The 22,653-nt window shown below is 66.1% G+C and carries 18 protein-coding genes; 7 read left to right on the forward strand and 11 right to left on the reverse strand.

All coding sequences use genetic code 11. From position 1 onward, the window contains the following. Positions 1-101 precede the first annotated feature (101 nt). The 4 genes from HDG34_RS09835 to hemC all read right to left on the reverse strand — a co-directional run bounded on the left by HDG34_RS09835 (position 102) and on the right by hemC (position 5,570). Positions 102-1,130: an SDR family oxidoreductase gene (locus tag HDG34_RS09835; protein WP_184059790.1), complete on the reverse strand. Its 1,029-nt coding sequence runs from the start codon at positions 1,128-1,130 to the stop codon at positions 102-104. 257 nt (positions 1,131-1,387) lie between these two features. After that, positions 1,388-2,578, reverse strand: a complete 1,191-nt coding sequence (locus HDG34_RS09840; RefSeq protein WP_184059569.1) for a heme biosynthesis HemY N-terminal domain-containing protein — start codon at positions 2,576-2,578, stop codon at positions 1,388-1,390. 2 nt (positions 2,579-2,580) lie between these two features. Then, the gene (gene hemDX, locus HDG34_RS09845; RefSeq protein ID WP_184059571.1) at positions 2,581-4,572 is read right to left on the reverse strand and encodes a fused uroporphyrinogen-III synthase HemD/membrane protein HemX; all 1,992 of its coding nucleotides are present in this window, start codon (positions 4,570-4,572) and stop codon (positions 2,581-2,583) included. Continuing rightward, a complete protein-coding gene (gene hemC / locus HDG34_RS09850; RefSeq protein WP_184059574.1) occupies positions 4,572-5,570 on the reverse strand; it encodes a hydroxymethylbilane synthase in 999 nt (332 codons plus the stop codon). The genes hemDX and hemC overlap by 1 nt, the downstream gene beginning before the upstream one ends. A 546-nt stretch (positions 5,571-6,116) precedes the next feature. Between hemC and ppc the strand changes: the two genes are divergently transcribed. From ppc to HDG34_RS09880, 6 genes are all read left to right on the forward strand, one after another. Continuing rightward, positions 6,117-9,362 (forward strand): phosphoenolpyruvate carboxylase, encoded by a 3,246-nt coding sequence (gene ppc, locus HDG34_RS09855; RefSeq protein ID WP_184059576.1) that lies wholly within the window; start codon positions 6,117-6,119, stop codon positions 9,360-9,362. 178 nt (positions 9,363-9,540) lie between these two features. Then, the gene (locus tag HDG34_RS09860; RefSeq protein WP_184059579.1) at positions 9,541-10,353 is read left to right on the forward strand and encodes a helix-turn-helix transcriptional regulator; all 813 of its coding nucleotides are present in this window, start codon (positions 9,541-9,543) and stop codon (positions 10,351-10,353) included. Between the two features lie 140 nt (positions 10,354-10,493). Then, a complete protein-coding gene (argH, locus tag HDG34_RS09865) occupies positions 10,494-11,900 on the forward strand; it encodes an argininosuccinate lyase (protein ID WP_184059581.1) in 1,407 nt (468 codons plus the stop codon). A 362-nt stretch (positions 11,901-12,262) separates the two neighbouring features. Then, positions 12,263-12,796 carry a TonB C-terminal domain-containing protein gene (locus tag HDG34_RS09870; protein ID WP_184021206.1) on the forward strand — a complete coding sequence of 178 codons (534 nt, stop codon included), beginning with the start codon at positions 12,263-12,265 and terminating at the stop codon, positions 12,794-12,796. 367 nt (positions 12,797-13,163) lie between these two features. Further along, the gene (locus HDG34_RS09875) at positions 13,164-14,471 is read left to right on the forward strand and encodes an MFS transporter (protein WP_184059583.1); all 1,308 of its coding nucleotides are present in this window, start codon (positions 13,164-13,166) and stop codon (positions 14,469-14,471) included. A gap of 220 nt (positions 14,472-14,691) precedes the next feature. After that, positions 14,692-14,871: a hypothetical protein gene (locus HDG34_RS09880; protein WP_018419748.1), complete on the forward strand. Its 180-nt coding sequence runs from the start codon at positions 14,692-14,694 to the stop codon at positions 14,869-14,871. Positions 14,872-14,905: 34 nt separating this feature from the next. Here HDG34_RS09880 and HDG34_RS39005 read toward each other — a convergent pair whose 3' ends face one another. Both HDG34_RS39005 and waaC read right to left on the reverse strand, forming a co-directional pair. Then, positions 14,906-15,040 (reverse strand): hypothetical protein, encoded by a 135-nt coding sequence (locus HDG34_RS39005; protein WP_260321106.1) that lies wholly within the window; start codon positions 15,038-15,040, stop codon positions 14,906-14,908. A gap of 520 nt (positions 15,041-15,560) precedes the next feature. Continuing rightward, positions 15,561-16,565, reverse strand: coding sequence for a lipopolysaccharide heptosyltransferase I (waaC, locus tag HDG34_RS09885; RefSeq protein ID WP_184059585.1), 1,005 nt, complete (start codon positions 16,563-16,565; stop codon positions 15,561-15,563). A 219-nt stretch (positions 16,566-16,784) separates the two neighbouring features. Here waaC and HDG34_RS09890 point away from each other — a divergent pair, with 219 nt between their 5' ends. Beyond that, positions 16,785-18,221 carry a chloride channel protein gene (locus tag HDG34_RS09890; RefSeq protein WP_260321107.1) on the forward strand — a complete coding sequence of 479 codons (1,437 nt, stop codon included), beginning with the start codon at positions 16,785-16,787 and terminating at the stop codon, positions 18,219-18,221. A 224-nt stretch (positions 18,222-18,445) separates the two neighbouring features. Here the strand turns inward: HDG34_RS09890 and minE are convergent, their stop codons facing one another. From minE to map, 5 genes are all read right to left on the reverse strand, one after another. Beyond that, a complete protein-coding gene (minE, locus tag HDG34_RS09895; RefSeq protein ID WP_008922443.1) occupies positions 18,446-18,700 on the reverse strand; it encodes a cell division topological specificity factor MinE in 255 nt (84 codons plus the stop codon). A 14-nt stretch (positions 18,701-18,714) separates the two neighbouring features. Further along, a complete protein-coding gene (minD, locus tag HDG34_RS09900) occupies positions 18,715-19,530 on the reverse strand; it encodes a septum site-determining protein MinD (protein ID WP_184059587.1) in 816 nt (271 codons plus the stop codon). 105 nt (positions 19,531-19,635) lie between these two features. Continuing rightward, complete coding sequence (minC, locus tag HDG34_RS09905; RefSeq protein ID WP_184045634.1) at positions 19,636-20,484, reverse strand: septum site-determining protein MinC; 849 nt, start codon at positions 20,482-20,484, stop codon at positions 19,636-19,638. 210 nt (positions 20,485-20,694) lie between these two features. Continuing rightward, a complete protein-coding gene (locus tag HDG34_RS09910) occupies positions 20,695-21,228 on the reverse strand; it encodes a GNAT family N-acetyltransferase (RefSeq protein ID WP_184059588.1) in 534 nt (177 codons plus the stop codon). A gap of 91 nt (positions 21,229-21,319) precedes the next feature. Next, positions 21,320-22,105, reverse strand: coding sequence for a type I methionyl aminopeptidase (gene map / locus HDG34_RS09915; protein ID WP_184059590.1), 786 nt, complete (start codon positions 22,103-22,105; stop codon positions 21,320-21,322). Positions 22,106-22,653: the final 548 nt, after the last annotated feature.

The following is a 22,653-nucleotide window of genomic DNA, read 5'->3' on the forward strand; positions in this document are numbered from 1 at the left end:
GTAGTCGAGGACGCCGCACCACGGTTTGTGGGCGGTACCGTCATTCGAAGGATAGTCCAGACATCCCGTCGGCGACAGGGATGAGGCCGACCGGCCGCGCATCAGGGCCGCTCGCGCCTCAGCAGCCACGCGACGCCCCCCGCCAGCGCCATCACTGCCGCGCCGTACACCGCATTGCGATGCCGATCGGTGAACATCTGCCAGCAGTACGCACGCGCTTCATCATCGAAGCGACCATGCGAAGCGTAGTGGCCCGGCACCGGCTCGTAGAGATTCGCGGGCGCATCGGCGGGCAACGGTTCATCGGTCAATTGCCCGTCGTAACCCGCCCGCGCGAGATAGCGGTCGAGCAGCGTCGGCGCGATCCGGTTCGCGAGGATCGCCTTGACCGTCGACCACCCGACCCACACCTGCCGCCGCCGATGGGTGGCCGCAAAGTAGATCGCCCGTGCCGCCACTTCCGGCTGAAACACCGGCGCCACCGGCCGTGCCCTGCGCCCCGTGCGATTGAGCGCCCAGTCGAATTGCGGCGTATTGACCGCGGGCAGATCGACCATCGTCAGATGGATATCGACTCCGTCGTGCAGCAACTCGGAACGCAACGAATCGGTGAAGCCGCGCACGGCAAACTTCGCGCCGCAATAGATCGACTGCAACGGCACCGACCGGTACCCGAGCGCCGAGCCGACATTGACGATCGTCCCGTGCCCGCACGCGCGCATCACGGGGAGCGCCGCCAGCATGCCGTTGACCTGCCCCAGGTAGGTCACCTGCGTGCCGCGTTCGACATCGCGCGCGCTGAGCGCCGACACCGGCGCAAACGCGGTCGCCATCGCGACGTTGACCCAGACGTCGATGCCGCCCCACTCGCGCTTCACGCGCTGCGCCGCGCGCTCGATCGCGTCGGCATCGGCGACATCGGCCGCAATGGCGAGTGCGCGCACGCCATAGGTCGCGGCGATCTCCTCGGCGGCGCGAGCGAGCCGTCGCGGCTCGCGCGCGATGAGCCCAACGTCGTAGCCCTGCCGTGCGAATTCGGACGCGCTCGCGCGCCCCACGCCGGCACTTGCCCCTGTAATGACGACGACGCCCTTGCGCTCGACGTCGCCGCTGCGGGTCTCGGTTTGCACCGTCACAGCGTCGCTGGCCACTTTGAACACCTCCGAGGTTGCGCATCCAGTGAGGTGGTGAAGCAAAGCGCAGTCCCGACGATTCGAGCTGGGGTTCTGCGAATTGCGCGCGAGTCCAGCGCACGCCCGGCCGCCGGGACGCCGGCCGCCGGAACGCCGGCCGCCGGAAAAACAAATGGCCGCAGCGCGGGGCTGCGGCCATCAGGTAGCGGTTTCCGAGGCTTGCGCGCTTCAGCGCAGGGCCGAAAACGCCGAACTCACGTCACGTTCATCGCCAACGCACTCTCGCGATAGTGCTGGCTCGCCTTGTCGGTATCGCCCAGCTGCTCGTGCAGACGCGCGAGCGCGCGATGCGAGCGGATCTTCAGCGTCTCGTTGTCGGCAAGCTTCAGCGCGCGTTCGAGGAACGACTGCGCCTTGCCCCACAACTGCTGATGCAGGCACAGGCGCCCCAGCGCGAACATCAGGTCCGCATCTTCCGGCCGATCCTTCTGCCACGCCTCGGCCTTCTGGATCAGCGGCAACGCGTCGCCGCCGGCCGTGTCCGGATAGCGTCGCAACAGGCGCGCATCCCAGTTCTGCGCGAGCGCCTCCTCGACGATCTTGCGCGCCTCCTGCGGACGGTTCAGCGCGACCAGCAGTTCGGCGGCGGTGTCGGCGAGGCGCGGCGAATGACGCTCGGTCGCCGACAGCGAGTTCCACAGTTCGAGCAGCGCGTCCGCATTGTGGCGACGATCGCGCAGCAGATTTTCCGCCGCCAGTTGACGCAGCCGCACCGCGACCGCCGGATGGATCGCCTCGCGCTTCTCCAGCGTCTTCACGAGCTTCAGCACTTCGCCCCAGTTCTTCAGTTGCTGCTGCGCACGCAGCATGATTTGCTGCGCATGAATGCGCCGCGCGCCCTGCGATTGCATCTCGGTCAGCGCATTGAGCGCGCCGTCGGCGTCGCGGCCGTCGGCGCGCATGTCGGCGGTGGCCATCAGGCGCGCGTCCTGCCAGTCTGCTTCGTCGATCTGCGCGAGCCATTCGTCGCGCCGCGCGTACTCATGCATGCGATGCGCGGCGGTCGCCGCGATCAAACCGGCCGCGCCCTTGTTGTCGCCATTCGTGAGCGCGTCCTTGGCGGCCTTTTCCGCGCGCGAGAAACGCCCCGCGTACAGGTTGCCGATCGCATCGCGCAACGCCGCGTGCGCCTTCGCGACACGCGCGCGTGCGCGGTACGCGGCGACGCGCTGCGGCATGCGCCAGATATTGCGGATGATGCGCAACAGCGCATAGAGCAGGACGAACAGCACCACCAGCCCGACGACGAACAGGTTCAGCGACATGTCGACGCGGTACGGCGGATAGATCAGCAGCACTTGCCCAGCGTCGAAGCGCCCGCCCACCGCGAGCACGACCGCGACGGCGAACAGCGCCGCGAGCCACAGGAGTCCCCGGATCGCCATGATTAACCCCGGTTCCGGTATTGATTGACGGCCTGCAGGCTCGTATCGAGGTTCGGCAGCTCGACCGCGGCCGAATCGGCGTCCACCTGCTTGACCAGATCGATGACCGTCTGCGTGTCTTTCGACGACGCGTCGAAGTAGCGCGTCAACGCGGACTGCGCCGCCTGCAGGTCGGACTTCAGCGTGGTCTGGTTGCGCGACAGCAGCGCGAGACGCGCCGACAGCAGACGCAGCTTCAGGTTCTCGCGCACGAAGTAGCCTTGATCCGGCGTGACCAGCATCGCGTCGGCGTTGTCGATACGGCGCACCTGCACGAGGCTCGTCAGCTGTTCGGCGATGCCGTGCGTGACCTCGTCGATCCACACTTCCCAGCGCGGCTTGCCGGTGGCCGCGGCCACCTTCGCGGTGTCGGCCCACGTGGCCGCATGCGGCGTGGCACGCGGAATCGGTGCTTCACCCGACAGCGGCAGGGCGTTCACGTGATCGATCGCGTTGTCGAGCTTGATCGCGAGGCCGGTCAGATCGGTGGACGGCGCGGCCTTCAGCTTGTCGATGTCCTGCGCGATCGCCTTGCGCACCGCGACCGCCTGCGGACTGTCCGACGCCGCGAGGCGCGTATCGGCGCTTTGCAACGCGAACAGCGCGAGCTGCGTATTGCCGGTCAGCTGCAACTGCTGGCTCGCCGCTGACAACATCTGCCCGACTTCGGCGAGCGTCCAGTCGTCGCGATTGCGCGCGAGATCCGCGTATTGCTGTTGCAGCGCCTGCTGCGCGGCCTGCGCATCGGCGAGCTTGCCTTCGAGCTGCGCGACCTGCGAGTCCGATTGATGCACGGTGGCGAGCGCCTGGTCGATCTTGATGCGCAGCTCGTTGGTCTGGGTGTCGTTGGCCTGCTGACGCTGCGCGAGTTCCTGCTCGGTGCGCACCAGCTTGCGGTTCATCGCGAAGCCGCCCACGCCCGCCGCGCACGCGATGACCACGATGACCAACCACAGCAGCGGTCCGCTCGTGCTGCGGCGCTTTTGCGCTTCGTACGGCGTGAAGGGTGGGTTCGGCGGCAAGGCGGCGCTTGCGGGCGGCTGAGGTGAGGCGTTCGTGGATGCGTTCGTTTCAGTCATGCGTGGTTGAGCCGGGTTGGACGATACCGGTTGGACGACGGGAGGCACGGCGGCCGCGGCAACGAGGGCTCGGACTATGCGCTCGTCGCCCGCGCCGGACACCGTAATCCTATCAAAACCCAATGCCCGCGCGGTCTGCGCGATGCGCGGATGCGGCGTGACGAGGGGCGCGTGTTTGAGCTGCTCGATCTCGCCGGCGGTCAGATGCTCGTGCGCGAGTTCGTGCAGATTGCGTACGCCTTCGGAGCTGGTCAGAAGCCATGCGTGCGGCGTGCCCGCGAGCAGTTCGTGCACGCGCGCCCATGCGCCGATCGACGGCTCCGGCACGATGCGCCGGTAAGCGGCCACCGCGTCGACTTCGGCGCCGGCTTCACGCAGGCGCTCGCTCAGCCATTCGCGGCCGCCGTCGCCGCGCACGATCAGCACGCGCTTGCCTTCGAGGCCCGCGGCACCGAGTTGCGCCTCGAGCGCGGCAAACAGGCTCTCGGAGTCGAAGCTCGTCGATTCGTCGTCGGCGCCCGCCGCGGGGCTGATCACGCGATGCTCGGACGCGCTGACGCCGTGGCGCGCGAGCGCTTGCACGCTGCCCGGGCCGACCACGCCGATCGGCAGCGCATGCGGCCAGATATCGTTATGGCGCGCGAACGCGTGATCGACTGCGTTCGGCGACACGAACACGACGAGCGCGTAGCGTTCGAGCGACGCGAGCGCGGCGCACAACGGCGCGTCGTCGATGACGGGCGCGATGTCGATCAGCGGGAAGTCGAGCGACGCGAGTCCGGCTGCTTCGAGCTGTTCGACGAGTTCGCTCGACTGGCCGGCCGGCCGCGTGATCACGACCGTGAAGGGCGCCTTCTCGGGCGAGACGGCGGCCATCACTCGCTGGCCGCCGCGCTGGGCGCGGCCGCGGGACCGCTCGCCGTACTGAGCGCGCGGACGATGTCGAGGGCGCCCTGCTGCGCGAGCGAGTGCGCTACTTCCTCGCCGAGCGCGCGCGCGCGTTCGACGGTGGGCGCCGGCGCCGACGCCTGCGCGCTCAGCACGCGCTGGCCGTCCGGCGTTGCGACGATGCCGCGCAGATGCAGCGCGCCATCGCCCCAGGTTGCGTAGGCGGCGAGCGGCACCTCGCAGCTGCCGCCGAGCACGCGCGATACCATGCGCTCCGCTTCGACGGCCGCCGCCGTGTGCTGATGATGCAGCGGCGCGAGCCATGCGGCGAGGTCCGCGCGATCGGCGCGAATCTCGATGCCGAGCGCGCCCTGGCCCGCCGCGGGCAGACTGTCCTCGGGATCGAGCAGCGCGCGGATGCGATCGGCGAGACCCAGCCGCTTCAGCCCGGCCGCGGCCAGAATGATCGCCGCGTAATCGCCGCGATCGAGCTTGGCGAGTCGGGTATCGAGATTGCCGCGCAACGGCCGCACGTCGAGATGCGCATAGCGCATGCGCAGCATCGCCTCACGCCGCAGACTCGAGGTGCCGACCACGGCACCGGCCGGCAGCGCAGCGAGCGAGTCGTACTGATTGGACACGAACGCGTCGCGCGGGTCCTCGCGCTCCATGATGGTGGACAGCGCGAAACCGGCGGGCAACTCCATCGGCACGTCTTTCAGCGAATGCACCGCGAGGTCGGCGCGGCCATCGGCGAGCGCGGCTTCGAGCTCCTTCACGAAGAGCCCCTTGCCACCCACCTTCGACAGCGTGCGATCGAGAATCTGATCGCCACGTGTCGTCATTCCGAGGATTTTTACGTCACAAGATGGATATAATTTGTGCAGCGCACATCGCACATGCTCGGCTTGCCACATGGCAAGGCGGCTCTCTCGCGACGCAATCACAAGCGTGTGGGGTGGCGTGGAAAACGTCTCGGTGTTCATTAGCTTGCTGCTGGATGTCGGGATGGAATAACAATCAATGTTAGCACGCGCCCTCGTTCGCGCCCTTTGGTTCCAAGGCATGGCGAAGCGCCGTGCGCAAGCGGCATCGACGGAGGAGACGGGCTTCGCGCCACGCGCGAAGGCGCCCATTCCGCGTTGTCACGTACGGTCGTTCGCGCACTGCGCGGCGGCATGCGGGATGATGCAATGCGGCGAACATGCTGAGGCAATGCCTGCCGCGTGTTCGGTCCCAGCGCGGGCTGGCAGCCCGTGGCTCCTCTCTCCCTCGTCGGCGTCGCGCGATTCGGCAGCGCGCGTGTCGTTCCGCGTACGCGGTGCGGCACGTGCGGGCCCCGCTTCCAGTGGGTCGAGCAATCGCCGTGTACAGTCGCCGTTTCAAGTCTCCGTTGCAGTTGCACTAGCAGTCCGTCTTGTAGTCCGTTGCGTAGTCCCTGTTGCACGCAGTTCACGTTGCACTTGCTGGTGGCAGTTCCGCAGTCGCAGTTCATCAATCAACAGACCCTGGCTTCCCCGAGGAAACTCATCGTGACGTCTTCCGGATCGGCGCGCCCCGCCCGCCGCAACACTGCCTCGCCCACCGCTCGCCCGGCCGACGCCGCGGCGCCTGACGCCCTGTCCGACGTTGCCGCGCACGCCATATCGTCGAGCGTCGGTCAACATGGCGACACGCTCGCCGACCAGCGCGCCAGGCGCCGCGCCCTCGCCACTCGCGCCACCAAAGCCCCGAAGGCCGCGCAGACCTCGGTGCCCGTCAAGCAGGACAAGGCGCAAAAGGCGTCGAAAGCCGGCAAGGCCAGCAAGGCTGAACAGGCCGCGACGTCGGCCACCGCGCGCAAGCCGGCCAAGGCCAAGGCCAAGGTCGATGGCGACGCAACACCCCCGCGCGCCGCGAAACCGTCGAAACCGAAGAACGTGCCGCCGGCTGAGTCCGCCGCCGCGACCACCGCGAAGAGCGGCGGCCGCACGCGCGAGGACAAGGACCACCCGCTGTTCCAGGACATCCGCTATCTCGGGCGTCTGCTCGGCGACGTGCTGCGCGAGCAGGAAGGCGAGGCGGTGTTCGACATCGTCGAGACGATCCGGCAGACGGCAGTGCGTTTCCGTCGCGAGGACGACAGCGCCGCCGCGCAGACGCTCGACAAGAAGCTGCGCACGCTGACGCCCGAGCAGACCGTCAGCGTCGTGCGCGCGTTCAGCTACTTTTCGCATCTCGCGAACATCGCCGAGGACCGTCACCGCAACCGCCGTCACCGAATTCACGCGCTCGCGGGCTCGGCCTCGCAGCCGGGCACGATCGCCCATGCGCTCGAGCGGCTCGCCGCGGCTGGTGCCGCCGCGACACCGGTGCTGCAGCGGTTTTTCGACGACGCGCTGATCATGCCGGTGCTGACCGCGCACCCGACCGAAGTGCAGCGCAAGAGCATTCTCGACGCGCAGCACGACATCGCGCGTCTGCTCGCCGAGCGCGACCAGCCGCTGACGAACCGCGAGCGCGCGCACAACGAAGCGATGCTGCGCGCGCGCGTCACGTCGCTGTGGCAAACGCGCATGCTGCGCGACTCGCGTCTGACGGTCGCCGACGAAATCGAAAACGCGCTGTCGTACTACCGCAGCACCTTCCTCGAAGAACTGCCGGCGCTGTACGCCGACATCGAGGAGGCGCTGAAGGAGCATGGCCTCGAAGCGCGCCTGCCGCCGTTCTTCCAGATGGGCAGCTGGATCGGCGGCGATCGCGACGGCAATCCGAACGTCACCGCCGAAACGCTCGAAAACGCGATCACGCGTCAGGCCGCGGTGATCTTCGAGCACTACCTGGAGCAGGTGCACAAGCTCGGCGAGGAGCTATCGATGTCGAATGTGCTGGTCGGCGCGAGCGATGCGCTCAATGAGCTCGCGGCCATCTCGCCCGACCATTCGCCGCATCGCACCGACGAGCCGTATCGTCGTGCGCTGATCGGCATCTACACGCGGCTCGCGGCAAGCGCGCGCGTGCGCCTCGGCGAAGGCAGCGTGCCGCTGCGCAGCGCCGGCCGCGGCGTCGCGCCGGTCCGCGCGATTCCCTACGACGACGCCGCCGACTTCGTGCGCGACCTCCACGTGCTGATGGATTCGCTCGCCGAGCATCACGGCGCGCCGCTCGCCGCGCCGCGTCTCGCGCCGCTCGCGCGCGCGGCCGAAGTGTTCGGCTTCCATCTCGCGAGCATCGATCTGCGGCAAAGCTCCGATATCCACGAAGCGGTGATCGCCGAGCTGCTCAAGCGCGCCGGTGTCGAGGACGATTACGCGGCGTTGCCGGAAGCCGACAAGCTGACCGTGCTGCTCGCCGAGCTCGCGCAGCCGCGCGCGCTGCGCGTGCCCTCCGCCGACTACTCCGAGCTCGTGAAAAGCGAACTCGCGGTGCTCGAGGAAGCGCGCATGACGCGCGAGAAGTTCGGCGCGCGCGCGGTGCGCAACTACATCATTTCGCACACGGAGACCGTTACCGACCTGGTCGAGGTGATGCTGCTGCAGAAGGAAACCGGCCTGTTGCGCGGACGCCTCGGCGACGAGCACGACCCCGCGCGCGCCGGCCTGATGGTGATCCCGCTGTTCGAGACGATCCCCGACCTGCGCAACGCGCCGCACATCATGCGCGATCTGATCGCGCTGCCGGGCATTAGCGCGCTGATCGAACATCAGGGCAACGAGCAGGAAGTGATGCTCGGCTACTCGGACAGCAACAAGGACGGCGGCTTCCTGACGTCGAACTGGGAGCTGTATCGCGCGGAGCTTGCGCTCGTGTCGCTGTTCAACGAACGCGGCGTGACGCTGCGTCTGTTCCATGGGCGCGGCGGCACCGTCGGGCGCGGCGGCGGCCCGACCTACCAGGCGATCCTGTCGCAGCCGCCGGGCACCGTCGACGGTCAGATCCGATTGACCGAGCAGGGCGAAGTGATCGCGAGCAAGTTCGCGAATCCGGAAATCGGCCGGCGCAATCTGGAAACCGTCGTGGCCGCGACGCTCGAAGCGTCGCTGCTGCCGCACGACCACACGTTGGCCGAGCTGCCGGTGTACGAGGAAACGATGCAGCAGCTGTCCGATACGGCGATGGCCGCGTATCGCGCGCTCGTCTACGAAACGCCGGGCTTCAAGGAGTATTTCTTCGAGTCGACGCCGATCGCGGAGATCGCCGAGCTGAACATCGGCAGCCGCCCCGCGTCGCGCAAGCTGCAGGATCCGAAGCAACGCAAGATCGAGGATCTGCGCGCGATTCCGTGGGGCTTCTCGTGGGGTCAATGCCGGCTGCTGCTGACCGGCTGGTACGGCTTCGGCAGCGCGGTCGCCGAGCACCTCGACAGCGCGCCGTCCGACGCCGAACGCGCGCGCCGTCTCGCGCTGCTGCAGAAGATGCACAAGAGCTGGCCGTTCTTTTCGAACCTGATGTCGAACATGGACATGGTCATCGCGAAGACCGACCTCGCGGTCGCGTCGCGTTATGCCGCGCTCGTGACCGACAAGAAGCTGCGCAAGCATGTGTTCGAGCGCATCGTCGCCGAGTGGGAGCGCACGTCGAAGGTGTTGTCGGAGATCACCGGCAAGAGCGAGCGGCTCGCCGAGAATCCGCTGCTCGCGCGCTCGATCAAGAATCGCTTCCCGTACCTCGATCCGCTCAATCACCTGCAGGTCGAACTGCTCAAACGCTATCGCGCGGGCGACACGAATGCGCGCGTGCGGCGCGGCATTCATTTGAGCATCAACGGGATCGCGGCGGGGTTGCGCAATACCGGTTGAGGTTGCCGCATTGGCGGACAAAAAGCCGGGTGTGACCGACGCAGGTCACACCCGGCTTTTCTCATTGCGCGAATCCAGCCGCTACAATAGAGCCCGCCATGTACCAGTACAAGTTCGACAATTATTCTGGTATCTCTATTACCCCCTCCACGTTACCCCTCCACGCGCAGCCGATAGCATGACGACGCCGTCCTCCGCCGATCACCCGCCGCCGCTCGACGCCACCCCGGCCCGCGCGCTCGGCGACTTCATCCGCGCCCATCGCGAGCGGCTGTCGCCGCAGGCGGTCGGGCTGCCGCCGGGGCCGCGTCGCCGCACGCCCGGTCTGCGGCGCGAGGAAGTCGCGCAGCTGTGCGGCGTGAGTCCGACCTGGTACACGTGGATCGAGCAGGGCCGGCCAGTGTCCGCTTCCGCCGATGCGCTCGCGCGCATCGCGGTCGCGTTGCAGCTATCGCGCGCCGAGCGCGCGTATCTGTTCGAGCTGGCCGCGCAACGCGATCCGGCCGAGCCCGACCCGGCCGCCGCCGATGCGCCCGCCACACTGCTGCAAACCGTGCAGCTCATCGACACGCCCGCCTACGTGCTCGACCGGCAGTGGAATGCGCTTGCGTGGAACGAGCGCGCGGCCGATCTGTTCGTCGGCTGGCTCGACGGCGCGCAGGACCGCAACCTGCTGCGCTACACGTTCACCGAGCCGGCCGCGCGCGCGTTGATCGTCGATTGGGAAACGCGCGCGCGGCGGCTCGCCGCCGAATTCCGCGCCGACTCGATCCGCCATCTGAACGATGCGCCCACACGTGGGCTGATCGATTCGCTGTCGGCCGCGAGCGACGAGTTCGCACGCTACTGGGCCTCCCAGGACGTCGGCGGGCGCGAAGGTGGCAGGCGCGAGTTCAACCATCCGCGCGACGGGCGCATCGTTTATGACCAGATCACGTTCAAGCCCGCGCATCGCGAGGATCTGAAGCTCGTGGTGCTGGTGCGCGAATAGGCCCGCGATGGGCGGCAGCGCTTTGGCCGCCCTCGCCCGGTGTTAAAATCTTCGTCTTTCTTCGCTGCGGCGGCGCTCTTGCACGATTCGGGCACTCGCGTTGCCAGCCTCTTCACCGCCCGTTTTTACCGCCCAACACCATGACGTCCCAACTGCACAAAAAAGGCGAAGCCTGGTCGGCTCGCTTCTCGGAGCCGATGTCGGAACTCGTCAAACGCTACACGTCGTCGGTTTTCTTCGACAAGCGTCTGGCGTTCGTCGACATCGAAGGGTCGCTCGCGCACGCGTCGATGCTCGCCGCGCAGAAGATCATTTCCGCCGACGACCTCGCCGCGATCCAGCGCGGCATGGCGCAGATCAAAGGTGAAATCGAGCGCGGCGAGTTCGAATGGCAGCTCGATCTCGAAGACGTGCACCTGAACATCGAAGCGCGCCTGACCGCGCTGATCGGCGACGCCGGCAAGCGCCTGCACACCGGTCGCTCACGCAACGACCAGGTTGCGACCGACATTCGCCTGTGGCTGCGCGGCGAGATCGACCGCATCGGCGAACTGCTCACCGAACTGCGCGTGGCGCTGCTCGAGATCGCGGAGAAGAACGCCGCGACCATCATGCCGGGCTTCACGCACCTGCAGGTCGCGCAGCCCGTCACGTTCGGCCACCATCTGCTCGCGTACGTCGAAATGTTCTCGCGCGACGCCGAGCGCATGATCGACTGCCGCAGGCGCGTGAACCGTCTGCCGCTCGGCGCGGCCGCGCTCGCCGGCACCAGCTATCCGATCGACCGTCACGCCGTGGCGAAGACGCTCGGCTTCGACGGCATCTGCGCGAACTCGCTCGACGCAGTCTCCGACCGCGACTTCGCGATCGAATTCACGGCCGCCTCCGCGCTCGTCATGACGCACGTGTCGCGCTTCTCCGAAGAACTGGTGCTGTGGATGAGCCCGCGCGTCGGCTTCATCGATCTGGCCGACCGTTTCTGCACCGGCTCGTCGATCATGCCGCAGAAGAAGAACCCGGACGTGCCCGAACTCGCGCGCGGCAAGACCGGCCGCGTGAACGGCCATCTGATGGCGCTGCTCACGCTGATGAAGGGCCAACCGCTCGCGTACAACAAGGACAACCAGGAAGACAAGGAGCCGCTGTTCGACACCGTCGATACGGTCGCCGACACGCTGCGCATCTTCGCCGAAATGGTCGCCGGCATCACGGTCAAGCCGCAGGCGATGCGCGACGCCGCGCTGCAAGGCTTCTCGACCGCGACGGACCTCGCCGACTATCTCGTCAAGCGCGGCCTGCCGTTCCGCGACGCGCACGAAGCAGTCGCGCTCGCGGTGCGCGTGTGCGCCGATCGCGGCTGCGATCTCGCGGACCTGACGCTCGACGAAATGCGCGGCGAACTGCCGAACGTCGCGCATCTGATCGGCGACGACGTGTTCTCGTATCTGACGCTCGAGGGCTCGGTGGCGAGCCGCAATCATCCGGGCGGCACCGCGCCCGAGCAGGTGCTGGCCGCGGTGAAAGCGGCGCGTGCGATGTTGAAGTAATCGACGCCTGGGCAGCGCCGTGAGCCTAAGCTTACGGCGTGGCTGGTTGAACCGGGATCGAAAAGGCGGACCCGCTTGGCGGGTTCGCCTTTTTTATTGCCGCGTGTGAATGGCGAATCGAAGGCAAAAGAAAGCCCGCCAGAAGCGGGCTGAAAAGACTTCCACCGATGCCTCAGCAAGAGGCCATCAGAGTGTAGGCGGGTTTCGCTCGCCGACCAATGCGCGCACATTTCCGGCCATTACAGCGGAAAGCAAAGCGCCTCAGCGGGGCACGCACGATGACATCCGGCGGGCGAACGCCAATTGAATCCCGGCGCTTTTTGACTACCATTCAATCAGGTTCTCCTCGCGGTTCGTCGACGATGCTCTCTCGCACTTCTCCCCCTCCTGTTTCTCACCGTGTGGCTCTGCGCTCCTTCACGGCCGCTCGCATGCATCGGCTATCGCTCGCCGCGCTCGGTGTTGTCGCCGTGGCCGGTTGCACGATCACACCGCTGACGCCGCACGAAACCGTCAGCACACCGGTGGCCGCGATCAACAGCGCGACGCTCGATCAATATCGCGACGCGGTCGCACGACGGATCGTCGAGCGCAATCCGTCGTATGTGCTCCAGGGCAGGCCTCAGCCGATGCTGCGCTCGCTGGTGGTGGTGTCGTTCACGGTCGATCGTTATGGACACATCGTCGAGTCATCGGTGTATCGCACGAACGGTGACGACGAAGCCGAAAGCACCGCGCTCGCGACGCTGCGCCGCTCGGCGCCGCTGCCGCTACCGCCCGGCAAGCTGCTGAATGGCCGCGGCCAGCTCGAGCTATTCGAAGACTGGCTGTTCAACGACAACGGCAAATTCCAGCTGCGCGAACTCGCCTCGCCGCAAGCGGAAACGTACGACTGAGCGCGGTTGGCGCGTGCGCCGACACGCACCGCCCGCGCAGCCGCACATGGGTCGGCCACACGCGAGCTACTCGAGTCATCGCGCATAACTCATAAAGCCCCCTCGTTGCCGCGCAAACTTACGCCGCCATTGCTACGCGACGAGCGCGCTCGCTATAATTTTCCGATTCCCCGCGCCGGAGCCTTCCGGCATGGCTCACGCCGTCCGCACACCCGCCGGCGCGGCGCATGAGCCGACTGCAGTGCCGCGCCGCCACCCCGCGTGCGGCGCCCAAACCTATACCTCAACGAGGATGCCGCCGTTGCGCGCCGCCTGTCTGCGAAACACGGCTCAGCGCGCCGCGGCCTCATACAATTGGAGACCCTGCATGTCCACTTCGCCGATTTCCGCCGCTCAGCCCGCAAGCGGGCAAAACAATACCGCGCGGATCATCTTCGCGAGCTTCATCGGCACCGCGATCGAGTTCTACGATTTCTATGTCTACGCGACCGCCGCGGCGCTCGTGATCGGACCGGTATTCTTCCCGCATGGCTCGGCCACCGCGCAGGCGCTGTCGGCGTTCGTCACGTTTGGCATCGCGTTCGTCGCGCGACCGATCGGCTCGTTCCTGTTCGGCCACTTCGGCGACCGCATCGGCCGCAAATCGACTCTGGTTGCGTCGCTGCTCGTGATGGGCCTGTCGACCACGCTGATCGGCTTCGTGCCGGGCTACGACGCGATCGGCAGCCTCGCGCCGATCCTGCTGTGCGTGCTGCGTTTCGGCCAGGGTATCGGCCTCGGCGGCGAATGGGGCGGCGCCGCGCTGCTCGCCACCGAAAACGCGCCGGCCGGCAAACGCGGCTGGTTCGGCATGTTCCCGCAGCTCGGGCCCTCGATCGGCTTTCTCGCGTCCAACGGTCTGTTCTTCGCGCTCGCAATGTCGCTCTCCGACGAGCAGTTCCGCAGCTGGGGCTGGCGCGTGCCGTTCATCGTCAGCTCGGTGCTCGTCGCGCTCGGGCTGTACGTGCGGCTGAAGATTGCCGAAACGCCCGCGTTCCAGGTAGCGATCGAGCGCAAGGAGCGCGTGCGCGTGCCGATCGCGACGCTGTTCTCGCAGCACTGGCGGCCGACCGTGCTCGGCGCGCTCGCGATGGTGGTCTGCTACACGCTGTTCTACAACGCGACGACGTTCTCGCTGTCTTATGGCGTCGGGTCGCTGCATATTCCGCGGCAGACGTTCCTCGGCCTGCTGTGCATCGCGGTCGTGTTCATGGCAATCGCGACGCCGCTGTCGGCACGTGCGAGCGATCGCTTCGGGCGTAAGCCGGTGCTGATCGTCGGCATCATCGCGGCGATCCTGTCGGGCTTCACGATGGCGCCGCTGCTCGGCAGCGGCGAGCCGTTGCTCGTGCTGCTGTTTCTCGTGATCCAGCTGTTCCTGATGGGCGTGACCTTCGCGCCGATGGGCGCGCTGCTGCCGGAACTGTTTCCGACCAACGTGCGCTACACGGGCGCCGGCGTCGCGTACAACCTCGGCGGGATTCTCGGCGCGTCGGTCGCACCGTATATCGCGCAGGTGCTCGCCGCGCACGGCGGCTTGGCGTGGGTCGGCGCGTACGTGTCGGTCGCCGCGGCCGTGAGCCTTGTCGGCGTGCTGTGCATGCGCGAGACGCGTGATGAGAGTTTGATGAAATGATGCAACGCGCATCGGCGGAACAACGCTTTCGTCGATGCGCGTTTGCCGAGGTTCGATCGATGCTGCACCCGCGCAGTTTTTACGCGTCTGCGGCAGCGCGCAGAGAGCATTATTTCCTCGCTGTTTGCGCGGCCCGGCCCGGGTAAAACCCCCGCCTTGCGCGTCCTTTTGAGTTGCCTATACTCCCTGACATAACCCTATAAAAAACGGGGAGATCCGCATGAACGTCCATCTTCACAATGCCGATATCGTGACGATCATCGCGCTGGCCTTGCTCGGCTCGCTGCTGCTCGCGCTGCGCTTCCGTCCGACGACATGGAAATCCATCGTCGTCGAGGCGCTGGCCGCGAACGCCGCGGCCATTGCCGCGGTGGTCGCGTTCGAAATGCTGGTCGCCTGAGGCTGGTGCTCCGGGCCTGAGCACGGCGCGCGGCTTAGCGGTAGTAGTAGCCGTGATGGTAGTAGCCACCGCCGCCGTAGTAATAGCCCGGCGCCGGCGCGATAACGCAGCCGCCGAGTGCCGATGCGAGCAGCGTGCCGGCCACGAGAGTCAGGATCAAGCGTTTCATGTTGTTCTCCATCGAGTCAGATTGATTCGAGCGCAAACCCCGAATGACCCGATTGGACACGATGCGCGCCGCAGCGAACGTTGCCATTTGTAAGGGAACATCACCGAGCTGTTACAGGACCGGCGCGCTGGATCGGCGCGTTCGATCGACCGCCCCGCTGCCGCCAGATCGCGCCACCATGGCGGAAAACACCGCCTATACTCCGTTGAGCGCACTGTCGCGATAGAAACCTTGCTGGCCGCGCCAGCGTCGCCGCAATCGAGCGGTTCGACGCGCGCCATGCGAGCCTCGACGCACCGCGGCGTATCAGCCTGCCGCCTTGGCGTCCGTGGATCGGACGCTTCGGCGTCCAACGAAAAGCGACAGTTTTAACAGACGTGTAATCGATTCCTCTCCGCCCGCTGTTCCCCGACACGGGCGTTCTTTGAGGCGCGACGATGCAGTCCCCGCCAGCAAGGGTGGACTACGCATCGCGCCTCTTTTCTTTTGCGCAAACGATTGCGCGAGCGCGCGAACGAACTCAGGCGGCGGCTGATCCTTGCTGCATCGCGAGCACCGGCTCTGCCGCGTACACGTAGTCGATCGCTTCGAGCGCCGCGCTGATGGGCGGCACCGAGTCGCCGTCGCCGATCGAGGTCGAGCGATACGGCGCCTCGACGCCGCAATGCGATGGCGACGTCGCGACGAAGATCATCACGGTGCGCTTCTGCAGCGCATGCGCGAGGTGCACGAAACCCGTATCGGTACCGACCACGAGCGCGCACGCGCCGATCATCTGCGCAACTTCGGTCACACTCAATGGCGGCAGCACGGTCGCGCCTGGCACCTGCGCGGCGATCTGCCCGGCTTCGGCAAGCTCACCGTCCGAGCCCCACGGCAGCACCACACGGAAACCGCGCTCGCTCAACTCGCGTCCAAGCGCCGCCCAGTTCGTGAGCGGCCATTTCTTGTCGGCTTTCGAGGTGGCGTGAAAAAGCGCCGCGACAGGCGCGTCTTGCGTCGCGAACGGCTGCGGGGCGGTTTCGGGTAGCTGCAGGTCGTAGATGGGCGGCCCTTCCACTTCGTAGCCGAGCGCCTCGCTGGCGCTGATGCGCATGCCGTGCCACGCGCTGCCTTGCGGACGTGGGCCGAAACGCCCGGTGTAGGCGAACGCGGCGCCACGCTCGCCCAGATCCAGGGATTGATAGCCGATGCGCCGCGACGAGCGCGCGAGGAAGGCGATGATCGCGCTCTTGTAGACGCCGTGAATGTCGATGATGTAGTCGTAGCGATACGCGCGCAGCTCGGCGATGGATGCCCAGATCGCCTTCAGATCACTCCAGCGACGCGCCTTCTTGAAGCGGCGCAGCGGCGCGCACAGCACGCGATCGACGCCCTGGCTCCAATGCACGACTTGCGCGAATGCTTCGTCCGCCGCCCAATCCACCTGAACGCCAGGAAATGCGCGTTTGATGTCGGCGACGACTGGCAACGCCTGCACGATATCGCCTAGTGAAGTGACCTTGACAATAAGTATTCGCTTCATTGAGGGTCTGTTCGTTATTCGGAGTTGAAACTATTCTAGCTGACGTTTTTACCGATCCCGCCAAATGGCCGTTGCGCGCGGTCCGATTCTCAATACGGCACGTTACAGCAAAAAAATGTCCGCCTGATGATTCACTTCACTTCATTATTTCAAACATCTTTCACGTATTCTGGTCGGTCCCGCACACTTTATACTTGGCCCTTTGCACGAATCTAATTCATGTCCCGGCCCTTCCCTTCCCGTTCGCCCGCTGTCATGCGTCGCGCAAAACGCCTGTGGCGGCAATACGGCATCTTCTGGCTCGGTGCAATCGCCGTCGGCCTGGTCGCGGTGCTGTATGCGCGTCTGATCGACTGGGGGTATGACGCGTTTCTCGATGTCCGGCAGCGGTATGTGTGGGCGCCGCTCGTGATCACGCCCGCGGTTGCCGCACTCGCGGTCTGGCTCACGCGCAAGTTCTTTCGCGGCTCCGAGGGCAGCGGCATCCCGCAGGTCATCGCAACGCTGCACACGAAACAGCGCGGATACGGCACGCGGCTGCTGTCGCTGCGAATTCTGCTCGGCAAAATCGGCGTGTCGTTTCTCGCGATTCTCGGCGGCTTTACGATCGGCCGTGAAGGACCGACCGTGCAGGTCGGCGCCGCGCTGATGTTCAATCTGCGCCGGTTCTATCCGCGCTCGAATGCGCAGATCGAACGGCAGCTCGCGTTGGCGGGCGCGGCGGCGGGTTTGTCGGCGGCGTTCAACACACCGCTCGCGGGCGTCGTATTCGCAATCGAGGAATTGACGCGCAGCTTCGAGGCGCGCACGAGTGGCGTGCTGATCACGGCGATCATCATCGCGGGTGTCGTCGCACTGGGCCTGAACGGCAACTACACGTATTTCGGCACGATCCAGATCGGCGCGCATTTTCCTGATCTGCTCGCCGTCGCGGTGGTGCTCACCGCGATCGTCACGGGAATCGCGGGCGGTATCTTCGGCTGGCTGCTGCTCAATACCGCGCGCTGGATTCCGGAGCCGCTGCGTCAGTTGCACGGCGAGCGGCCGGTTGCGTTCGCCGCGCTGTGCGGCTTCGCGATCGCGGTGGTCGGCGTGATCTCGGGCGGCACGACGTTCGGCAGCGGCTATACGGAAGCGCGCGGCCTGCTCGAGGGACACGAGCAGTTGTCGGTGTTCTATCCGTTCCTGAAGATGATCGCGATGGTCGGCTCATACCTGCCGGGCATTCCGGGCGGCATCTTCGCGCCGTCGCTGTCGATCGGCGCGGGCTTCGGCAATCTGCTGCACATGGTGTTCGATTCGATGCAATTGCCGATGCTGATCGCGCTCGCGATGGTCGGCTATCTGGCCGCGGTCACGCAGTCGCCGATCACTTCGTTCGTGATCGTGATGGAGATGATCGACGGCCACGCGCTCGTGATTTCGCTGATGGCCACCGCGTTGATCGCGAGCCGAGTGTCCCGCCTGTTCGCGCCGCCGCTCTATGAGTCGCTCGCCGAGCGCTACGTGGCGCCGCTGCCGCAGCCCACGCCTGCGCCAGTGCCGGAAGTGCCCGAGGTCGAGGTGCCGGAAGCGGAAAGCGAGGACGGCGAGCCGAGCGCCGACGATGCCGCAGACGACATCACGACGGATACCGCCGACTCGCCGCGTCAGTAGATGCGCGAGGGCGACGCGAGGCTGACGTTGCGCGGGTAACGGCACCGCTGGAGTGCAACGGTTCATTTCGACCGGGAAATGGCGAGCGCCGTGGAGATGCGAAGAGACGGCTTCAGACAGAAGCCAGAGGACGAGCCGAACGCCGCACCGCATCACGTCGCTGCGACGCGACGCCATGCGACGTCCTGCACATGATGCGAGATGGACCGCGGTCCATCCGAAGCTCAGGCCTGGGGTATTTCGATCTTGACTTCGAGCACTTCGAGATCGTCCTGACGCTCGAGACTCACGCGTATGTCGTCATCGGAAATCTTCACGTACTTCGAGATCACGGCTACCAGTTCGCGTTGCAACGCAGGCAGATAATCGGCGGGCGCATGGCCGCCGGCGCGCTCGTGCGCGATGATCAACTGCAGGCGTTCCTTCGCTACCGACGCGGACTTCTTTTTCTCGCCCAGCAAAAACGAAAGAATCGACATGACGTGCGCTCCCCTTACTTGGTGCCGAAGAGGCGCTGCAGCAGCCCGGGCTTCTGGTAATCGACAAAGCGAAGCGATTTCTGCTCGCCGAGGAAACGCGACACGACGTCCTTATAGGCTTCGGCCACATCGGTGCCGTCCATATGCACGGCCGGCAGACCCTGGTTCGACGCGTGCAACACCGCTTCCGATTCCGGAATCACGCCGATCAGGTCGATGCGCAGAATTTCCTGGATGTCGGTCAGCGACAGCATTTCGCCTTCGCTGACGCGCTTCGGGTTGTAGCGGGTGATCAGCAGGTGCTCCTTGATGGGCTCCTTGCTTTCGATCGCGCGCTTGGTCTTCGACGACAGGATGCCGAGAATGCGATCGGAGTCGCGCACCGACGACACTTCCGGGTTCGTCACGATCAGCGCTTCGTCGGCGAAGTGCATCGCAAGCAGCGCGCCCGACTCGATACCGGCCGGCGAATCGCAGACGATGTATTCGAAGTCCATCGCGATCAGATCGTTGATGACCTTCTCGACACCGTCCATCGTCAGCGCGTCTTTATCGCGCGTTTGCGAGGCCGGGAGGATGAACAGGTTCTCGCATTTCTTGTCTTTGATCAGCGCCTGATTCAGATTCGCTTCGCCCTGGATCACGTTGATCAGGTCGTACACGACGCGGCGCTCGCAGCCCATGATGAGGTCGAGGTTGCGCAGGCCGACGTCGAAGTCGATCACGGCGGTCTTGCTGCCGCGCAACGCGAGGGCCGACGCAAAGCTCGCGCTCGTGGTCGTCTTGCCCACGCCACCCTTGCCCGAAGTCACCACAATGATTTTTGCCATTACCCTTACCTTGTGTTCGTCAAATGCGTCAATTGGTGCGCGGCCCGCCTCGCCGTGAAACGCCGCGTGCCGCAATCGCTCGGGGCAGCGCGCGTTTCCGGCGCTTTACGTGAGCCGCAGCGGTTCGATCATCAGTTTTTCTTCTTCGAGCCAGATCTGTACCGGCTTGCCGAGCACGTCGGCCGGCAGCGGGTTCTCGGTCGTTCGATAGATGCCCGCGATCGAGATCAGTTCCGGTTCGAGACACGTGCAGAAGATGCGCGCGTCGTGATTGCCCTGCACGCCGGCCAATGCCCGGCCGCGCAGCGGCGCGTAAATGTGGATGTTGCCTTCCGCGATCACCTCGGCGCCGTAGCTGACCAGACCGAGCACGACCAGATCGCCTTTTGCGTAAATACGCTGACCCGAGCGCAACGGCTTGTCGACCACCATCGTTTGCGGCGACGTGGCAAGACGCACCGGCTCGGCGGCGGGCGTGGGTTCGACGGCGGCGGCAGCGGCGGTGCCCGTGGCCGCGCTGGCGGTTGCGGATGCAGAGCTGGCGGACGCGCTCGTGCCCGCGCTTGCCTCGGTGCCTGCTGCCGCGTTTGCCGCGCTCGCCGTGCTGTCCTCATCGGCCTGCTTCGCCGGCGCGCCGCGGCGATCGCGCGCTTCGAGCAACGGCAATCCCGACTCCGTCGCCCACTGCTGCTCCGCATTCGCGACCACGCCGACCGGACGCATGCGCACGCTGTCGAGCAGTTGCGCGATGTCGGCGAGCGGCACGCGTTCGTTGCCGGCGAGACGCCGCACGTCGATCGCGACGACGTCGTTAGCGAAGAATTCGGGGGTCGCCTCGAAGCGTCGCGTCAGCTCGGCACGCATCGCATCGAGGTCGGTCGTTTTGACCACGAACATCAGCGTGTCGACAGAGCCGCTGCGCAGTTCGAAAAAGGGCGATTTCTTGGGCGACATAGCGTTCGGCGAAAAATTTTGCGTATTTTACAGGCGTACAAGCGCGCGGCCACTATTTTTCCCGGGAGAATCGGTGCTCGCGCGCGCAAGCGCAACGCGTGTCGTCGATGCGATCGACGCGCGACGGTGCGAAAGAAACGCTGGCGGGAAAAAGACCGTGATGAAGGGACGGCGAAGACGAGCGGCGCGCGCGACGCGCCGCTTGGGCAATCACTGCTGTAACACCTGCGAAGTAGTCGGCACGTGCCGCACCAGCAGACTTTCGACCTGCTCGGGTGCGCGCTCGACGCGCCGGTGCTCGCCGGTCGGGCCAAAGCCCAGCGCTTCGTAAAAGCGCATCGCGTTGCGGTTCGCGTCGGCGACCCACGCGTAGATTTCCGTGGCGCCCGCATTCGCGAGCCAGCTGCTCGCGGTATCGACGAGCAGCTCGCCGCCGCGCAGATGGCGCACGGCCGGCGCCACCCACAACTCGCAGACGAACGCGCGCCGCGCCGCGGTGTCGTCGAAACGCGCCTCGATCAGCCCGGCCGGATGACCCTCGGTATAGAGCAGGAATGCACCGACGGACTGCGAAACCGCGTGATTCGCCGCGGTCGCGTCGAAACTGGCGGCATCGGCCGACAACGCGTCCTCGAGCGTCGCGCCGAAGGCGTACGGCGCCTCCCGCAGCGAGGCCGTGCGGAGTTCGCGAAAAACGGCGCCCTGATCAGCAGTGATGCGGCGAACGGTCAATGACGGACTCATGCAGACGAAACCCCTGGAAACCCTAACGCGTAGCTTTAACCGAACCGGCCGGCGAGTCAAATTTATTATTGACCAGAATATGCGGTCCCGCTCACGGCGCGTCGTAGTCGCCCGTGCCGTCCGGCCACGGCGTCAGCAGTTCATAGCCGTCGTCGGTCACGGCGACCATGTGCTCCCATTGCGCCGACAGCGAGCGGTCCTTCGTGATCACGGTCCAGCCGTCGCGCTGTACCGACGTGCCGGCGCGGCCCGCGTTGATCATCGGCTCGATCGTGAAGACCATGCCCGGCTTCAGGCGCACCCCCTGCCCCGGCTGCCCATAGTGCAGCACCTGCGGGTCCTCGTGATAGACCTTGCCGATGCCGTGCCCGCAGTAGTCGCGCACGATCGAGAAGCCCTCGCGCTGCGCGACCTTCTGGATCGCGTGGCCGACGTCGCCGAGCGTCGCGCCCGGCTTCACCTCGCGGATGCCGGCCACCATCGCCTCGTAGGTCGTGTCGATCAGCGCACGCGCGACCGTGCTCGACTGGCCGACGCAGTACATGCGGCTCGTGTCGCCGAAATAGCCGTCCTTGATGATCGCGACGTCGATGTTGAGGATGTCGCCGTCCTTCAGGATCTCGTTGCGATTCGGGATGCCGTGACACACGACATGGTTGACCGACGTGCAGACGGTCTTCGGAAAGCCCAGATAGCCGACGTTGGCCGGAATCGCTTTCTGCGTGTGGACGATGTAGTCGTTGCACAGCGCGTCGAGGTCGTCGGTGCAGACGCCTGCCTTGACGTGCTCGCCGATCATTGCCAGCACATCGGCCGCGAGGCGGCCCGCAATGCGCAGCTTCGCGATATCGTCGGGAGTCTTGTAGGTAATGGCCATGAATTCAGTCGATGTGAGTCGCGGGTCAAGCGCGAGATGACCCGCCGCGCCCGAAAGCCCGGCGGCCCGCAACCGCCGCTCGATTGGGCGATTTCGGGCAATTGTACAGAGGATCGCGGATGGACCCCGCGCAAATCGGCTGAAGCGGTGCGCGGGAGGAGGCGGTCGCGCTATCGGAGCTATGCCGAGGCCGCGCGCCCGAATCACAATGACGGGCTTTTGCTCGGCCAGCTTGCGGGCCTGCTCGTTCAGATGGACTGGCGGCAAAGGGACTCGAACGATCATCGAGCCGGACATCGTGATCGTTCAGTTTCCCGAACTAAAATTCGGGCGTCCCGTCATGCCGCCCGCTGCGTTCCGCCCTTCGCCATATCGTACGGATCACGCTGATTTTGGGCGTACTGCTTCGGCGCCATTGCCGACCAGCGCCGGAACGCGCGAATGAATGCCTTCTCCGACGCAGCGGTGCACTATGCGTCGGTCGTCGCGCTCGGCGAGACGGCCTCCGCGATGGAGCAGCTGACCGCGACCGTGCAGCTCGATGCGAG

The sequence above is a fragment of the Paraburkholderia sp. HC6.4b genome (assembly GCF_014200875.1).
GTDB classification, from domain to species: Bacteria; Pseudomonadota; Gammaproteobacteria; order Burkholderiales; family Burkholderiaceae; genus Paraburkholderia; species Paraburkholderia tuberum.

What these genes read in the sequence shown, in the direction of transcription:
- HDG34_RS09860 (WP_184059579.1), top strand. Translation starts at nt 9,541, where the DNA reads ATGACGACGCCGTCCTCCGCCGATCACCCGCCGCCGCTCGACGCCACC.
- hemC (WP_184059574.1), bottom strand. Translation starts at nt 5,570, where the DNA reads ATGAACACCGAGACGTTTTCCACGCCACCCCACACGCTTGTGATTGCG.
- argH (WP_184059581.1), top strand. Translation starts at nt 10,494, where the DNA reads ATGACGTCCCAACTGCACAAAAAAGGCGAAGCCTGGTCGGCTCGCTTC.
- HDG34_RS09890 (WP_260321107.1), top strand. Translation starts at nt 16,785, where the DNA reads ATGTCCCGGCCCTTCCCTTCCCGTTCGCCCGCTGTCATGCGTCGCGCA.
- HDG34_RS09910 (WP_184059588.1), bottom strand. Translation starts at nt 21,228, where the DNA reads ATGAGTCCGTCATTGACCGTTCGCCGCATCACTGCTGATCAGGGCGCC.
- HDG34_RS09875 (WP_184059583.1), top strand. Translation starts at nt 13,164, where the DNA reads ATGTCCACTTCGCCGATTTCCGCCGCTCAGCCCGCAAGCGGGCAAAAC.
- hemDX (WP_184059571.1), bottom strand. Translation starts at nt 4,572, where the DNA reads ATGGCCGCCGTCTCGCCCGAGAAGGCGCCCTTCACGGTCGTGATCACG.
- map (WP_184059590.1), bottom strand. Translation starts at nt 22,105, where the DNA reads ATGGCCATTACCTACAAGACTCCCGACGATATCGCGAAGCTGCGCATT.
- HDG34_RS09880 (WP_018419748.1), top strand. Translation starts at nt 14,692, where the DNA reads ATGAACGTCCATCTTCACAATGCCGATATCGTGACGATCATCGCGCTG.
- waaC (WP_184059585.1), bottom strand. Translation starts at nt 16,565, where the DNA reads ATGAAGCGAATACTTATTGTCAAGGTCACTTCACTAGGCGATATCGTG.
- minE (WP_008922443.1), bottom strand. Translation starts at nt 18,700, where the DNA reads ATGTCGATTCTTTCGTTTTTGCTGGGCGAGAAAAAGAAGTCCGCGTCG.
- minD (WP_184059587.1), bottom strand. Translation starts at nt 19,530, where the DNA reads ATGGCAAAAATCATTGTGGTGACTTCGGGCAAGGGTGGCGTGGGCAAG.
- HDG34_RS39005 (WP_260321106.1), bottom strand. Translation starts at nt 15,040, where the DNA reads ATGAAACGCTTGATCCTGACTCTCGTGGCCGGCACGCTGCTCGCATCG.
- HDG34_RS09840 (WP_184059569.1), bottom strand. Translation starts at nt 2,578, where the DNA reads ATGGCGATCCGGGGACTCCTGTGGCTCGCGGCGCTGTTCGCCGTCGCG.
- HDG34_RS09870 (WP_184021206.1), top strand. Translation starts at nt 12,263, where the DNA reads ATGCTCTCTCGCACTTCTCCCCCTCCTGTTTCTCACCGTGTGGCTCTG.
- minC (WP_184045634.1), bottom strand. Translation starts at nt 20,484, where the DNA reads ATGTCGCCCAAGAAATCGCCCTTTTTCGAACTGCGCAGCGGCTCTGTC.